Raw genomic sequence first — 14,367 nt, forward strand, 5'->3', positions numbered from 1 at the left:
AAGAAGTATCCGATATTGCCGCGCAGTATATCAGCACGACATTGAAAGATAAAATCGCAAAGGTTCTGGACGGGGGTGTGAAAATCTATACCTACGAAGAATATGCAAAGGTCAATCCAAATTACGAGCCGAAATTCATTGACAACAAATCCCTGCATATTATTTATCCAAAGGTCGCGAATGATGTTTATCTGCGGTCGGATATTTTTCTTGAAATCGGGATACTCTCGGCGCTGACGCCGAACGAGCCGAAAGAGATTTTGCCGTATGTAGCGAAAGCCTATCCGCACCTTGGTATCGCGCCGGCGTTCGTGCCGACGATAAAAGCCAAGCGCACATTTTGGGACAAGGTGACGATTCTGCATCGCGAGCATTACCGCCCCGCGACAAAGCGCGATAAAGAAAACGGCGCGGAAATCCCCAGTCATACGCCGGAGCGGTATTCGCGGCATTACTATGATTTGTATCAAATGGGGCATTCGGCGATAAAAGCCGACGCGCTGGCGGATTTTGATTTATTGCAAGAAGTTATAGAACATAAAAATCAGTTCTATCCCTTCGGCTGGGGGCATACATTTGACGAATGCGCCGCCGGGGAACTGCGTCTGTCGCCAAATGAAAATAATAGGGATTTGCTTGCGCGGGATTACAAGGCAATGCAAAGTATGATTTTCGGCGACACGCCGGAATGGTCGGATATACTGGCATTCTTGGGCGAACTTGAAACCGAGATAAATAAGAAAGGCAGAAAAAATAGCAAAAAATGATGGTTCAACAACTGATGGTGTCGGCATAAAGACTGCTATACTTAAACAGGACGAGTATAGAGAGTTTAACTTGCTCTAAACCCTACTATTTTTTAGCGCAGAGCCAGCTCATTTTGCCTATAAAGGGCACTTGTTCTGTGTAGCCGCGTTGGTGCATAGTTTCTAGGATAGATTTCAGCTCCTGCTCATAGCCCAACTGGGGCGTCCCAGGTGAGTAGTAGATTATGACGTTGTCATCGTTCCTTACGTGTTCTAATGCACGTTCAAATGCGGCGATATCGTTAGGTTTCAGAGCTATAGATTCCCGCAGGTTCATCATAGTGGTTATATGCAGGGAGTATGGGGAATATATGCTAATAACAGGCGTATTTCTGTAAGGTTCGGCAATCTTGGCGTAATTATGACGTGGCTGGTAGTATGCTGTTGTTTGAGCTTTTACTCTATGCTCAAAACCCGCAAACGACATCAGCAGTAGCACGCCAGCAATCAGTCTATGACGTAGTGCTGTGTCGGTAATCACCTTACTAACAAGTTCATTTATAAGTAGCGTAAATAGCAAAATGAGCGGTGGAGCTATGGATAATGATTGAACGTAGGACAAGTCAACAAATAACGTGTGCATACGAAAAGGGAGCATAAACCCGAGCAGTGCTAGTGCTATTGAGGCACATAGCGGTAAGGTGCCTCTTTGCAGTGCCCCTCTTGTGCTGTCGCAACTAAGCTCAAAACGGTTTGGATAAACATATAATTTGTAGTTCTTGTAATACAGAATACCCATAACAACAATGACAAAAATACACCACCTTGCCACCCCGCCAAATAGATAGTCCAAAGATTTCATCATCAGCTCAATGTAAGCCACTATATTGAAATATGATAGTATGCTCTTACCGCTATCACTACCACTGCCACTTGCTGTTGATAGATAATCTCTAATAAGAGAGCTACCGTCTAAAATAACTAGATACATAAAGAACCCAACCAGTAAGGCAACTAGGCATTTAGCAAAAGTAGCGAAACGTTTGTCTTTAAGTAGTTTTATTGCAGGCACAATTGATATAGCCGCAAGCCATGTCCCCAGAAAGTTATGCGCATCAATGCCCAGAAATGCCGATAACGCAAGCAACACATAAACTTTCTTTGTTATTTTCGGCTGAGTTAATATCTCCAGCACTAAATATATTGACAGCATACAGAAGAAAGGTGCTAGCGTGTATGAACGGGCAAATATAGGCGAATAGAGACCTGCCGCACTGAAGCCATAAAACACAACGGGTAGCAGGGCTAGCCTGCCCCGCATAAAGTGCCTAGATACGAGATATAGGAGAATACAAATGCCCACGTAATAAGGGATATTTAGCAGCACCCCGAACCAATAGCTAAATGTGTTCGGGAATAACAAATAAACTAAATGCAGTTGTGTAACGTGTGATGACGAGTGATAGCTACCATCACGCTTGAGTTTGTCCTCAGGTTGAGCAGTGACAGCGTTAAAAAGCTCCTGTGATGAGTGCCAAACATTATCAGTAAGTTCATCTATGCTAGCATTAGCCATTAAAATACTAGGAACTTCTTCTCCTATTCCATACTTAGCTTGGTCTCTATAGTAGGCTAGAACAAGTAGCTGAGTCGCAATTATTATGATAAGCAAAGCCCAATTTCTAGCAAAGAGCCAGCTATGCAGTCCCCTATAAAAACAACACCAAGATATAAATAGCGCAAAGATTGAAAGCACAATAAATGGAGTGATAAACTTGTCAGGCAGTGCAGGGTATTTGCTCAAATATACCCGTTCAAGTTCCATTGATAAGCCTATATTAGCATTCATTCTTATTGTCAGCTGTTCGGGGACACCGCCCCTTATTGCCCTAGACGAATTAAAGCCGTCTTTTAGTGGGGGAAATCTCCTTTCGGCAAGTTTCCCGCTCATATCAGCAAATGGCATTTCCACCCATACATTCCTATGCCAGCCATTAGTATCATTTAGCCTAGAGACCACTAGTGACACTACTTCGTAATCTTTTGACGCTCTATTACCTAAATCAACCCTTATATTTGCAAACTCGGATATATCACTACGAATAACATTCCTGTCAACGCCAACTATGCTGAAATTGTCTAGGTTCTTATATAGTTCTTGCTGCGATATTTCTAGGTGTTTCTGCCATTTTAAGGGCACTGCATCTGTTCTGCCTACATAGACGAACGATAGGAGCGCATAAACACAAGCAACAGCCACTAACGTTGTGAGGACAAAAAATAGATGCTTGAATCTATAAAACAGGCTATTGACGTTAAAACTATACACTGGCGGCTACCTTCGCAGAGATAACCGCCCAAACCCCTTGCAAACATTGGCTATGCGTGGGGGGGGGGGGATAGAAATCAATATATATAGTGTTCACAGCAATCATATACGATTATTATAAAATGGATTTCACAAAAAAACAAGAGGCGTTAGATAGAGTAATAGCGAAGATAAATACAACACCAATGAAGTGCCTAAAATATAAGACACCTCGTGAGGTTTTTGACCGCTTAAATGAATCCTCATAGTCTTTTATACCAGTCTCAAACGCTTCAAAACAGTCAATTTTATCAAACTGAACTATACAACATTAACTATTTACAGGACACTCATCACAGAGCGTTTTTTTAGCGGTGCAAAGCTCACGTCCTAGCATTATTACTTGGTGTGAGTAGTCGCGCCAACGTTCACGCGGAACTAGCTTTTCAAGCAAGTGTTCTATGATTTCAGGCTCTTCTGTCGCTACAAACCCAAGTTTATTTGATATGCGTATAACGTGCGTATCAACCACCATTGAGGGGATGTTAAACGCATTCGCCCGCACTACGTTAGCTGTCTTGCGCCCTACCCCCGGCAAGGATGTCAACTCGTCCATATTTTGCGGGATTTCGCCGTTGTAAATATTCACAACAGCTTGTGCCATACCTATTAAGTTTTTCGCCTTATGCTTAAAGAAACCTGTTGAATGTATTAGCACTTCAACGTCTGCTAGCGTTGCTTTTGCTAGTTTATTTGGGGTGGGATATTTCTTGAATAGTGCAGGCGTTACTTTGTTGACCTGTTTATCGGTGCATTGTGCGCTAAGTATGGTTGCAACTATTAGTTCGTAAGGATTATCGTGAACTAGGGCGCATTTTGGTTCGGGATAGCGTGCAGACAGCACATCAATAAAGTGCTTCATTCTGTTGACTTTACTCTTATAGAGTTTTACAGCGGGGCATTGAATTGTCATTTGAGCGTCTCCGCAATTTTAGTAAATATTCCTAATGAAGCCAGATTTAGGTTCACGTTCGTCTTGAGCGTCTGCACCATAGTTTCTAGGTAGCTAACGAGCGACACGTAGCGCACATCAAGGGTGCTCTTATATCGGCTCATATAACATGGCAGTAGCACCGCCAATACATCAGCAAGCTTATCTAGGCTATCGGCAGAGAATATAGACTTTGCCAGCCCCTCAATACTGTTGGTATCAATAGATGCTTTTAATCCTGTAAAATCAAGCTGTCTTAGTAGCTGTATGCGTGATACTGAGCCGCCAGCATAGTCTAATAATACTTCATTAACATTTATTTTAACTTTCCTGAGCACCATTAAAAGAGTGTTCTTGTCCAGCGGTTCAAAATCTAAATTTAGGCAACGTGAGCGTATAGTGGGAAGCAACCTGTCGGGTTGCGATGATACCAGCATGAATAGCGTCTCGCCACTAGGCTCTTCAAGCGTTTTTAGGAATGCGTTTGCCGCCTCCACCCCCATATCATGTGCATTGTCTAATACGACTACGCGCCAATCATTACCATAAGACGAAACTGACAAATCTCCTATTATATCGCGTATACTCTCAATCCTTAGGTCGTCTGGCTCATCAAGCAGGTATAGGTCGGGACAGAAACGCAACTTTTTACCCTTATTCTCCCCTTTTTTGTCAGCCTCCCGCTCCACTCGCCGAGTATCGCTCTCCTGTTGGTCGCGCAAGACTAGCTTGCACATTGGACAATCGCAAGGTTCAAAAAACTTGCCATCAGAGCACAAAAGCCCCCTAGCAAGCTCCATAGCAAAGGTTCTCTTGCCAATGCCATCTATCCCGCTGAATATGTATGCGTGCGACAGCCTGCCAGTTGTGGCTAATCGCTTAAACATAGCCTGCTGTTTAGTATGCCCTAAAATCATCCGAACAACCCATCCACACATCTTTTAATGGCGTTAAAAACATCGTCTTCGTTGCCAGAAGCATCTAGGACTACAGCATTATATTTTTTTGCATAGTCCATAAAACCCGCCCTTACCCGCTCAAAAAATGCTTTGCTCTCAGACTCAAACCGCCCCTCTGAAACGCTACTACCTATATTATTTAGCCTAGCTAGGCTGCGTTTTATTGATACGTCAACTGGTAAATCAAGGATAATAGTTATATCAGGAAAGAGCGTTACGGTGTTTTTTGTAATATACTCCAACATTTCAGGCTTTTCAAAGCCACGTCCATATATTTGGTATGCTATGGTAGAGGATAGAAATCTATCGCAGAGGACAACTTGTCCTGCTCCCAGCGCATCAGCAATTTTGCGCTGGTGTTCGGCTCTATCGGCACAAAATAATAGTAGTTCGGTAGTCGGGGAAATATCAGAGTGCTTGTCTAACAATATTGAGCGTATGGCTACCCCTGCGGGAGTGCCACCCGGCTCTCTAGTGAGGCAAACGTCACACCCACTAGCCACCAGATAATCTGCCAGCCGCTTAAGCTGTGTAGTTTTGCCTGTGCCGTCAATGCCGTCAATGGATATGAACATTGCGTAATGATAGCATATTTGTAAAGGTTGACAACATTAAAAAAATGAATTAGAACCTATTATTAGGGAGGCATTATGCCAACACGGGATGAAAGCATTGCTATTATGGCGGACACATTTAAGATATTGGGCGATAACACACGTCTAAAGATTATGCTTGCCTGCTGTAAGGACGAGATGTCCGTCAGTGATATAGCTGAAAATATCGGTGCATCACCCTCGCTTGTCAGCCACCACCTGCGTCTTATGAAAGCATACCGCCTGATAGCGGGGCGCAGCGAGGGCAAACGCGTGTTCTACGGAGCAGACGACGACCATATTAAAGGGATAATAAGCGATATGCTAAACCACGTGGAGGAAGAATAGGCTACCATTAGGTTTTGGGAGAACAAGGCGGAGGCGAGCTAGCGTTCGCAAATAGATTGCCCGTTAATGCTTTTCTTTAAGCTTGCGTCCATTGCTATTGCCCTACTCACATCAGCTAAACACTCGGCACGTCTATTCCCTCTACGGAATAGCTGTGCCCGCGCAACGTACATCTCCGCCATATAACTAGACTCGTTAAAGTTGGCAAAAAATAGGTTAATCGCCCTAACTAGCTCATTCCAATCTTTATTAGCTAATAGCTGTCGCACTATCTCATAGAGCAACTTATCTTTCTGAGAAAAAGAGATGTCACTATTTTCTAATGTTCTAAGGGTTGCCAACATCCGCTCGTTCCGCTCCTTAGCGTCTTTTGCTATCGCAATCTGCCCATATAGCGCAATATAGCGGGTGGTGGCATTATCCTGCAGCCGTTCAAACATCTGCTTTGCCCCTTCGTTGTTGCCAGACATCGCTAAAATATTCGCCATTAGCAATACATTCTCACTTGTCTGTTTGCTGGCGTCCAGCACTTCTAATGCTTGCTTGTAGTGTCCACCATCTGCCAGCGTAAGAACTGTTTCATAGAGCACTCGTTCATTACCATTAAAAGTTCCTAACCTTTCAATAGCAGTGCTGACATCTTTCTCTTTTATAGAAATCAGTATCTGTAGCCTCTCTTTATCAATGCTAGCACCCTTTAATTTGGCAAGTTCATCCTTTGCCAGCTGATATTTGCGCTGGTTGTAGTGAACAGCTGCGCGTATAAGCCAAGCTGCATCAGTTTTTGAATTGCCCGTAGTCTTGCTCGCAAGCTCATAATCCCTATTTGCTAGATAGAGCCTTGACCGCAACTCGGCACAATAATATTTTTTGCACCCGTCTATCAGCTGTAGGGCGTTCTCATTAGAACCGTTCACATAGCGCGTCTCTGCAAGTGCATACCTAGCAAGCATTATTAAATCTCTATCGGTGGAATTGTTTGCCAAAACTGCCAACGATTGTTGCGATTTATTATCACCCGCATACAATGAGGCAATCCCGCCATACAGAGTATCGTCAACTTTATTAAACAGCTTGCTAGCATTGTCATAGTCGCCTAAATACAATAATGAAAAGGCTTTATATACACGTTGATAGCGGACAAGATTTTTATTGTTTGATATGAGCCGCTCCATAACGCGCTCATCAAGCACTGGGAAACAGGACAGCACATAGAAATTTAGCAGCTCCAACTGCTTTTCCTCACTAAGGCTACCACCAAGCCGCTTATATTCTCCGTTAACTATATAGTATTTATTCTGAACAAATCGTTTGTCCTCATTATTTTTTATCCGCTCTATTAGTGGTTTAGCTAGTATGGCTAGGCGCATGTCAGACAGGCTAGCATTGAGCAACGAATCAACAGCTACTAGAGTATATTCTGGAGTGATGTATCGGTATAACAAACCCGCTTTCCTGTAATCTTTCGCTCTATAGGCAAGTAGCATCCTAATATTATTAAGTCTGCTGTCGCTAAATAACTGCTGCGGACTTGTTTCTAGCATTATTGTAGCCTGTTTATACTGCCCATCTGCTATGCGCTCGTTCAATATCTTAACAAACTGTGCTTGTGTTCGTGCAGGTTGTGCTACACCAAGCTGTTTAACATAATAAGTAAGATATTCTTCAGCATATATGGGCATCAGAATCGGCATTATAGTTGCCACGTCAGGTTTATCGTAGCTAGGTGTTAGAACAAACGGCGACAAGACGGGTTTTGTCAGCACAAATCCACTGCCTGCAGCAAACGAAGCAGTGCTAAATAATAGACATAGACTAATTAAGAGTGGTAGTGCTGAGCACACGGAATGCATTTTCATCAAGAACGCCTAATCTATTAAGCGGAGTTACCGGTATATAGCCCTTTTTCAGGCAACTAACATCACTGCCATCAGCGTAAGATTTTGGCAATTGAACATCGCTTAGCCAGTAATATGTCCCCCCGCGTGGTGAATTGCGTTTCTCATACTTCATCTTGAAATCAGTTTCATTAGCAGTCGCTGGGACAAAGCCTTTCATCTGAGCAGTAGGGATTGGTGGAACGTTTATATTATAGACTATTCCGTGTGGCAGTTCGCCTCGCTCCATAACTTCAAGCCACTTTAAGGCAATCTCTGCCGATGCATCATAGCCCAGTCCGCTGGGGCGTTCAGTCGTAGGCAGGCTCACAGCAACCGAAGTGATACCGTCCGCCGCCCCCTCCAATGCCGCCGCTACCGTGCCCGAATAGCAAATTTGCGATGATACATTTGCACCGTTGTTTATGCCCGAAAACACGTAGTCAGGCTTATGCTTCACTAGCTCACTAAGCCCTAGTTTCACGCAGTCTGCGGGAGTGCCGTGAATTGCATAGCCGAAAAAATCTCCGCCTTTATAAAACTTGTCAACTATTAGTATATTGTTTAACGTTAAGTGTCTTGATACCGCACTCATCTCCTGTGCTGGAGCTACCAATGTTACCTCTGCAACCTTTGACAGAGCAACGACCAGAGACAACAGACCATGAGACTGAATGCCATCATCATTTGATACTAGGATACGCATAAATCTCCTGTAATATCGCGTGGTCAAATACGCCTATAGCCTCACGCTGAATAACTAGATTACGATAACAACGCTCCATATCGGCATTTAATTTATCAAGTTCACGTTCCCCAGCTTTAATTTTCAATGCAAGTATCCTGTCTGGTTCTAGCTGATAATCGCGTCTATTCTGCTCAAGAGCTAATCTCGCAACATTCGCCTGTTTTATAACTATTTCTAGCACAACTCCCGCATCGCCGAGTGTCTCTGCGCGCATCTTGTCTAGCTCGCGTTCCACTGTGCGGATATCCAACGCCATTAGTCAACGCCGAACCTTATCCTCAAGACGTTTCAGCCTAGAGGACAAATTCCAAATATAGCCCCCCAGCACTACCCACACCACACAATATGCCACAACTAAATAGCTCATACCTCAAGCCTCTCTTGCCATCATGGTTATTTCAGTTTTTCAAGCATATACAGGCAAGCAAACTTCAGCGGTCCAAGTAATGTATGTGGAACATCATGGTCGCCGTCATTCATAGCCTGATGTATTTGCTGTAGCGGAACGTGCACCATATCAGCAAAAGCCGCTAGGGGAACATTTTTAGTCTTAAGCTCATCTAGTAGCTGGCGCAACGGGGTAAGTGCAATATATAGCTGTATATCGTCTGCACTTGATATGGTACTCCTGTCAAGCCCTGCTCCCTCTACCTTAAACTTCCATGGGGTATATATGTAAGTTAGTCCTAGAGCCGCAAAATATTTGCCTGATACAGCCTCACCGTCCTCGCCAATGCCCTCATAAGCCATAGGCTCTTGCAACGTTTTGAGCTTGATACTATATACGCCATGGTTGCCACGAATTTTCGCACTCAAATCTCCGCCTGATACAGTGCAATCATAGCATTGCCCTACCATACTTTCGGCACGAAGTACGTCGTCTATAGAAAAGAGCGTTTTTAGCTGCTGTTCGTTCAATTTAGGAACGTTCATATTATCGTCCTCTGTATTAGTATTTAAGTAATATTAACATACTCTACCGATAATATCAATAGCAAAAACTAGCGGACATTATTATAGCTATGAGGCAAAAATCCTGATTTTAACTAGTTGCTTGCAAATTATATTTTTTGTAATATAATCACAGACTGGTAGCATTTTTTATTATTGGAGGGATGTGAAATGTTGGATACGATAACAGCTTTATTTGCACCTATGGCTTATGCACAAGCAGGCGAAGTGCAAGGCAATTTCTTTCAGTCTGGGCTTGGACAGATGGTGCCGTTCGTTGTGATGATAATACTTTTCTACCTCTTATTGATACGTCCGAACAGGAAACGTCAACGGGAGCAAGAAAACACGCTAAATAGCCTAAAAACAGGGGACGTAGTGCTAACATCATCAGGAATGATAGCAACTATTGAGTCTGTAATAGACCCGCGCACTTTTTTAATAAACTTGGGTGGCATCAAGGTAAAGATTGTTAAGTCGGGCATCGCTGGCAAGTATAGTGAGGAAACCTCTCTGGAGCGTAAATAACAATGAACTTGAAGTTTCGCTGGGGCGTTGTAGGCGTAGTGCTTATAGGGGCATTGTTTTTCATTGTTCCCCTGAAAAATAGCATCAGGCTTGGGCTTGACCTGCAAGGGGGGATGCACCTCCTTATGAGCGTTGATACAGACAAAGCCCTTGAATCACGCGTTGACAGCATAGTCTATCAACTACGCCGTGAGCTGCAAAGGGAGAACATCCCATTTGCTTATGTGCAGAAAGCACCGCAATACTCAGTACGCATAGGTTTTACTGCTGGTGCTAAAACTGCTGATATAGTAAAACAAGCTCAACGTTTTCAGCTGACACAACAGGCGGACAGTGCTGACTCAATAACGTTTGAGCTTGATAGTGCTAGCATTGACAGGGTGCGCACGCAAGCGGTGTCGCAGTCGTTAGAGGTAATACGTAACCGCATAGACGAGTTTGGTGTATCGGAACCGCTGATTCAGCGACAAGGCAAAGACCAAATTATCGTTCAATTGCCCGGCGAAACGGACCCTGAACGGGCAATAAAACTAATCGGGCAGACGGCACAACTGCGTTTCTACTTAGTGGATGAGAACGTGCCTCCAGCACAGCTCGTTGGCGACAACCCTACTATCCCTTATGATGATATACTTTTATATTCCAAAGAACTTGATAAAGCCACAGGCAAGGTCTTGTCCGCTACACCTATGGCACTGAAACGTGAAGTGTTGCTGACTGGCGATAGCCTTATGGACGCAACAGTTCAATATTCGCAGTATAACGACCCTGTTGTTGCTTTCCGATTTGACCCTGCGGGAGCGCGCATATTCGCAGATGTTACGCGCAGTAACGTTGGCAAGCGGCTTGCAATAGTGCTTGATGACAATATTTACTCTGCACCGAATATTCGTGAAGCCATTACGGGTGGCGAGGGTTCTATCTCTGGCAGATTTACTATAGAGACGGCGCAAGATTTAGCAATAGTGTTGCGTGCGGGTAGTCTGCCCGCCCCAGTGGAGATACTGGAAAACCGCACTGTGGGACCGTCTCTTGGGTTAGATTCAATACATGCAGGGGTCAAGGCGTCCATTATCGGACTTGTTCTCATCATGTTATTTATGGCTATCTACTATAAATCTAGCGGGATTGTGGCAAATGTAGGGCTAGTGTGCAACTTTGTGGTGTTGCTCGGTGCTTTGTGTGCATCAGGAGCTACGCTGACACTGCCCGGCATTGCAGGTGTGATATTAACGCTTGGCATTGCAGTTGATGCTAACGTGCTGATATTTGAGCGCATTAGAGAAGAGCTTAAAAACAAGCGCACTGTGCTGAATGCCTTTGAGACCGGTTATGATAAAGCGTTCACTACTATCATAGATGCTAATGTAACTAGCCTTATTGCAGCGGTAGTTCTGTTCCAGTTCGGCACCGGTCCAGTAAAGGGGTTTGCCGTGACACTATCGTTAGGACTTATCGCTTCAATGTTCACGGCGGTGTACGTAACCAAGACGATTTTTATGACCTTTATCATAAAGAATAAAGACGTCCAATCTATCAGTATATAGGGGCAGATAATGTTTGAACTAGTAAAACCTGATATTAGCATAGACTTTGTCGGCAAGGCGCGCATATACATAATCATTTCGCTTGTCGCTATAATCATAAGCCTCATAGTAGTGTTGACTAAAGGCTTTAATGTAGGCATTGACTTTGTTGGTGGCACGGTGGTGCAAGTCCGCTTTTCGGAGAGCATTGAACTGGAGCGTGTTCGCACGGCAATTTCGCCCGCCATACCGACCGATTTTGTAATACAGAACTTTGGCGGTGTTGATTCTAGCGAAGTGTTGATTCGTATCGCTGAAACCAGCAAACTCAGCTTGCAAGATTTGTCAACTAGGATAACTGCACAGCTATCCAGCCAGCTATCTAGCCATTCGCCGAGCATACAGAAGACCGAGCAGGTGGGACCGCAAGCGGGCAGTGAACTTAGGAACAAGGCTTTTTATGCTATGCTATACGCGCTGGTTGGTATTTTAATATACATTGCAGTTCGGTTTCAGCCATTGTTCGGCGTGTGTGCAGTGATTGCACTAACCCATGACGTGATAATATCGCTAGGGGCTTATAGCTTGTCGGGCAAAGAGCTTAACATAACGGTAATGGCGGCAATTCTCACGGTGGTAGGCTATTCACTGAACGATACAATAGTGATATTTGACAGAATGCGTGAAAATATGAAGTTGCATGCAAATCTTTCGTGGAAAGAGCTAATAAATAGCAGTCTTAATGAAACGCTATCGCGCACGATTGTGACATCAGCACTTACGTTTTTAGCTGTGCTGAGTCTATATCTATTTGGAGGCGAAGTCATAAACGGTTTTGCATTCATGATGCTAGTGGGCATATTGGTAGGCACTTACTCTTCGCTATGTATTGCGGCTATCGTCGTCTATCTGGTAAAGACAAGAAAGAGGAATGAACCAGCAACAGCCAAATAAACGTCAAGTCGGCACAGCAGGCGAACAGCAGGCAGCTGAATATCTCAAAAACAAGGGCTATGAAATAGTCCGAATGAACGCCCGAACGAGATACGGCGAGATAGATATCGTTGCTAAACAAGGCGAAACTTATGTGTTTGTTGAGGTAAAACTGCGTAGCAGCAACAGATATGGTAAGGGGTTTGAGGCTGTAATCGGCACAAAACAACGGCGCATTAAAAACTGCGCCACAATGTATTGCGTAATGCATAATATACATTCCCTATGCCGTTGTGATATTATATCCATAGATGAGGGCGTCATCACACATATTGAAAACGCTTTTTAGGGCTACTTAGGTTCTAAAATAACATCCTTAGTGAACCAGCGGTTTGCTATATTCTTTGCTGTGCCATCTTTAATGGTTGCAACAAGAGCTACTTGAACTTTATTTTTAAGTGCTACGTTTCCCCGCCTAAACCCTACAAGGTAGCCATCTTTCATATATGGTTTGGAGAAAGTCATGCTATTGTCCTCCGAGTCAAGACGCTTTACCCCGCCCCATAGACAATCAACCATACCAGCATCTAATGCTTTTTCCTTTTCAGACCAGTCAATGGCTTGTGGCATTAGATTGACACCTATGCGTTTTGACACCTCAGTTGCCAGTTCAAGAACAAAGCTAGCATTATCATAGCTCTTATTGTAGCCAAGATGCAGTTCTCCGCGTTTCTGTACAAGACTCCACGAGTTGTCAAATGCCATAAACATAGCATTGGAAACCAAAATGGTTATCACTATTATTATTATTATACGTACAACGAAATTATCAGTTATATTGCCCATTGACTGCTCCTATGACTACTCCTAGTGCGGAAGTTTAATTGCTCAATCCTAGCTCATTTTTTGTGAGGTGTCAAGACAAGGGGGGGGGCAAGTATATAGTCCCCTGTTTTTCTCTTGTCAAGTCTAGCTATACTTGTTATAATCTTCGTATGGGTAGCAGGAACGTTGCAGAGCGGTTGAATCCGTTGAATGATTTTGCGTTTAAGAAAACGTTAGGGGAGCGTGGGCAGAGTGAGCCTTTGCTCATGGCTTTTCTTAATGCGGTGTTAAAGGATACTAGGAAAAAGCCTATCGTTTCACTTGAAATACTAGACAACAGGGAACTCTCTGCACTAACAATACACGGGAAGTTATCTAGGCTTGACGTGTTAGCACAGCTTGAGGACAAGACAAAGGTTGATATAGAGGTGCAGTTAGTCAACGAACACAATATGGTAGAAAGAACCTTGTTTTATTTATGCAGACAGTTTATACTAGGTATAGAGAGCGGGGATGACTATACAAAACTGCGTCCTGTTATAACGATAAATATTGTGAACTTTAAGTGCCTTGATTTAGATAAGATACACCCTAGTTTCCACTTGTATGAAGACACAGAGAAAGACTTTATGTTGTCTGATTTAATTGGGGTGCATTTTTTAGATATGGTTAGGTTTAGGCAACAGTTAGCGAAAGGGTTAGATGTAGCGAGTGATGAGTTGTATCAATGGCTAGTGTATTTGAATGAGCAGAGTAATGAGGAGCTATTGAGGAGGGTATTTGGTATGAACAGCGCATTAGCAGAAATCAATGAGAAGTTAAGGTCAGTGCATGACGACCCTGCGCTATATCGTGCTTATATGGGCTATGAGAAAGCAGAGCGGGATATGAATAGTGCAAGGAACTATGGACTACGTATGGCGGAGAGAGCCAAGGAAGAGGGCTTGCAGGAAGGCTTGCAGGAAGGCATGCAACAGGGCATGCAACAAGGCTTGCAGCAAGGTATGCAGCAAGGTATGCAAGAGGGTGCGTTG

17 protein-coding genes are annotated in these 14,367 nt (G+C 43.8%); 7 read left to right on the forward strand and 10 right to left on the reverse strand.

Going from position 1 to position 14,367, the window contains the following annotated elements; genetic code table 11:
• Positions 1–767 (forward strand): nucleotidyl transferase AbiEii/AbiGii toxin family protein (locus AC1MDJ_RS04620; protein WP_479689784.1); only part of this gene is annotated, 767 nt, incomplete at its 5' end.
• A gap of 85 nt (positions 768–852) precedes the next feature.
• Here the strand turns inward: AC1MDJ_RS04620 and AC1MDJ_RS04625 are convergent.
• The 4 genes from AC1MDJ_RS04625 to tmk all read right to left on the reverse strand — a co-directional run bounded on the left by AC1MDJ_RS04625 (position 853) and on the right by tmk (position 5,579).
• On the reverse strand, positions 853–3,075 hold the full coding sequence (locus AC1MDJ_RS04625) for a hypothetical protein (protein WP_479689785.1): 2,223 nt from the start codon (positions 3,073–3,075) through the stop codon (positions 853–855).
• Between the two features lie 310 nt (positions 3,076–3,385).
• Positions 3,386–4,027 (reverse strand): endonuclease III, encoded by a 642-nt coding sequence (gene nth / locus AC1MDJ_RS04630; RefSeq protein WP_479689786.1) that lies wholly within the window; start codon positions 4,025–4,027, stop codon positions 3,386–3,388.
• Positions 4,024–4,962, reverse strand: coding sequence for a hypothetical protein (locus AC1MDJ_RS04635; RefSeq protein ID WP_479689787.1), 939 nt, complete (start codon positions 4,960–4,962; stop codon positions 4,024–4,026). Before AC1MDJ_RS04635 ends, nth begins: the two co-directional genes overlap by 4 nt.
• The gene (gene tmk, locus AC1MDJ_RS04640) at positions 4,959–5,579 is read right to left on the reverse strand and encodes a dTMP kinase (protein ID WP_479689788.1); all 621 of its coding nucleotides are present in this window, start codon (positions 5,577–5,579) and stop codon (positions 4,959–4,961) included. The genes AC1MDJ_RS04635 and tmk overlap by 4 nt, the downstream gene beginning before the upstream one ends.
• A gap of 75 nt (positions 5,580–5,654) precedes the next feature.
• On the opposite strand from tmk, the gene AC1MDJ_RS04645 reads away from it, so the two are divergent.
• Positions 5,655–5,945, forward strand: a complete 291-nt coding sequence (locus AC1MDJ_RS04645; RefSeq protein ID WP_479689789.1) for an ArsR/SmtB family transcription factor — start codon at positions 5,655–5,657, stop codon at positions 5,943–5,945.
• A gap of 38 nt (positions 5,946–5,983) precedes the next feature.
• On the opposite strand, the gene AC1MDJ_RS04650 is transcribed toward AC1MDJ_RS04645, so the two are convergent.
• From AC1MDJ_RS04650 to AC1MDJ_RS04670, 5 genes are read right to left on the reverse strand one after another with little or no spacing between them, the layout of a single operon-like run.
• Positions 5,984–7,711: a hypothetical protein gene (locus AC1MDJ_RS04650; RefSeq protein ID WP_479689790.1), complete on the reverse strand. Its 1,728-nt coding sequence runs from the start codon at positions 7,709–7,711 to the stop codon at positions 5,984–5,986.
• A gap of 49 nt (positions 7,712–7,760) precedes the next feature.
• A complete protein-coding gene (surE, locus tag AC1MDJ_RS04655; RefSeq protein WP_479689791.1) occupies positions 7,761–8,528 on the reverse strand; it encodes a 5'/3'-nucleotidase SurE in 768 nt (255 codons plus the stop codon).
• Complete coding sequence (locus AC1MDJ_RS04660; protein WP_479689792.1) at positions 8,506–8,826, reverse strand: hypothetical protein; 321 nt, start codon at positions 8,824–8,826, stop codon at positions 8,506–8,508. Before AC1MDJ_RS04660 ends, surE begins: the two co-directional genes overlap by 23 nt.
• Before the next feature lie 3 nt (positions 8,827–8,829).
• Positions 8,830–8,937 (reverse strand): CcmD family protein, encoded by a 108-nt coding sequence (locus AC1MDJ_RS04665; RefSeq protein WP_479689793.1) that lies wholly within the window; start codon positions 8,935–8,937, stop codon positions 8,830–8,832.
• A 26-nt stretch (positions 8,938–8,963) separates the two neighbouring features.
• Entirely contained in the window at positions 8,964–9,503 is a 540-nt protein-coding gene (locus tag AC1MDJ_RS04670; RefSeq protein ID WP_479689794.1) for an SWIM zinc finger family protein, read from the reverse strand.
• Between the two features lie 189 nt (positions 9,504–9,692).
• Here AC1MDJ_RS04670 and yajC point away from each other — a divergent pair, with 189 nt between their 5' ends.
• The 4 genes from yajC to AC1MDJ_RS04690 are packed head-to-tail and all read left to right on the forward strand — an operon-like array spanning position 9,693 to position 12,857.
• Positions 9,693–10,049: a preprotein translocase subunit YajC gene (yajC, locus tag AC1MDJ_RS04675; RefSeq protein WP_479689795.1), complete on the forward strand. Its 357-nt coding sequence runs from the start codon at positions 9,693–9,695 to the stop codon at positions 10,047–10,049.
• 2 nt (positions 10,050–10,051) lie between these two features.
• The gene (gene secD / locus AC1MDJ_RS04680; protein WP_479689796.1) at positions 10,052–11,596 is read left to right on the forward strand and encodes a protein translocase subunit SecD; all 1,545 of its coding nucleotides are present in this window, start codon (positions 10,052–10,054) and stop codon (positions 11,594–11,596) included.
• Between the two features lie 9 nt (positions 11,597–11,605).
• Complete coding sequence (secF, locus tag AC1MDJ_RS04685) at positions 11,606–12,529, forward strand: protein translocase subunit SecF (RefSeq protein ID WP_479689797.1); 924 nt, start codon at positions 11,606–11,608, stop codon at positions 12,527–12,529.
• Positions 12,507–12,857 (forward strand): YraN family protein, encoded by a 351-nt coding sequence (locus AC1MDJ_RS04690; RefSeq protein WP_479689798.1) that lies wholly within the window; start codon positions 12,507–12,509, stop codon positions 12,855–12,857. Before secF ends, AC1MDJ_RS04690 begins: the two co-directional genes overlap by 23 nt.
• A gap of 2 nt (positions 12,858–12,859) precedes the next feature.
• Here AC1MDJ_RS04690 and AC1MDJ_RS04695 read toward each other — a convergent pair whose 3' ends face one another.
• On the reverse strand, positions 12,860–13,354 hold the full coding sequence (locus AC1MDJ_RS04695; protein WP_479689799.1) for a transporter substrate-binding domain-containing protein: 495 nt from the start codon (positions 13,352–13,354) through the stop codon (positions 12,860–12,862).
• A 149-nt stretch (positions 13,355–13,503) separates the two neighbouring features.
• Between AC1MDJ_RS04695 and AC1MDJ_RS04700 the strand changes: the two genes are divergently transcribed.
• Positions 13,504–14,367: Rpn family recombination-promoting nuclease/putative transposase (locus AC1MDJ_RS04700; protein WP_479689800.1), on the forward strand; the 864-nt coding region annotated here is incomplete at its 3' end.

Source organism: Candidatus Termitispirillum reticulitermitis, from assembly GCF_054655775.1.

What these genes read in the sequence shown, in the direction of transcription:
- tmk (WP_479689788.1), bottom strand. Translation starts at nt 5,579, where the DNA reads ATGTTCATATCCATTGACGGCATTGACGGCACAGGCAAAACTACACAG.
- AC1MDJ_RS04695 (WP_479689799.1), bottom strand. Translation starts at nt 13,354, where the DNA reads ATGGGCAATATAACTGATAATTTCGTTGTACGTATAATAATAATAATA.
- secF (WP_479689797.1), top strand. Translation starts at nt 11,606, where the DNA reads ATGTTTGAACTAGTAAAACCTGATATTAGCATAGACTTTGTCGGCAAG.
- AC1MDJ_RS04645 (WP_479689789.1), top strand. Translation starts at nt 5,655, where the DNA reads ATGCCAACACGGGATGAAAGCATTGCTATTATGGCGGACACATTTAAG.
- AC1MDJ_RS04670 (WP_479689794.1), bottom strand. Translation starts at nt 9,503, where the DNA reads ATGAACGTTCCTAAATTGAACGAACAGCAGCTAAAAACGCTCTTTTCT.
- nth (WP_479689786.1), bottom strand. Translation starts at nt 4,027, where the DNA reads ATGACAATTCAATGCCCCGCTGTAAAACTCTATAAGAGTAAAGTCAAC.
- AC1MDJ_RS04635 (WP_479689787.1), bottom strand. Translation starts at nt 4,962, where the DNA reads ATGATTTTAGGGCATACTAAACAGCAGGCTATGTTTAAGCGATTAGCC.
- surE (WP_479689791.1), bottom strand. Translation starts at nt 8,528, where the DNA reads ATGCGTATCCTAGTATCAAATGATGATGGCATTCAGTCTCATGGTCTG.
- AC1MDJ_RS04660 (WP_479689792.1), bottom strand. Translation starts at nt 8,826, where the DNA reads ATGGCGTTGGATATCCGCACAGTGGAACGCGAGCTAGACAAGATGCGC.
- AC1MDJ_RS04665 (WP_479689793.1), bottom strand. Translation starts at nt 8,937, where the DNA reads ATGAGCTATTTAGTTGTGGCATATTGTGTGGTGTGGGTAGTGCTGGGG.
- AC1MDJ_RS04690 (WP_479689798.1), top strand. Translation starts at nt 12,507, where the DNA reads ATGAACCAGCAACAGCCAAATAAACGTCAAGTCGGCACAGCAGGCGAA.
- yajC (WP_479689795.1), top strand. Translation starts at nt 9,693, where the DNA reads ATGTTGGATACGATAACAGCTTTATTTGCACCTATGGCTTATGCACAA.
- secD (WP_479689796.1), top strand. Translation starts at nt 10,052, where the DNA reads ATGAACTTGAAGTTTCGCTGGGGCGTTGTAGGCGTAGTGCTTATAGGG.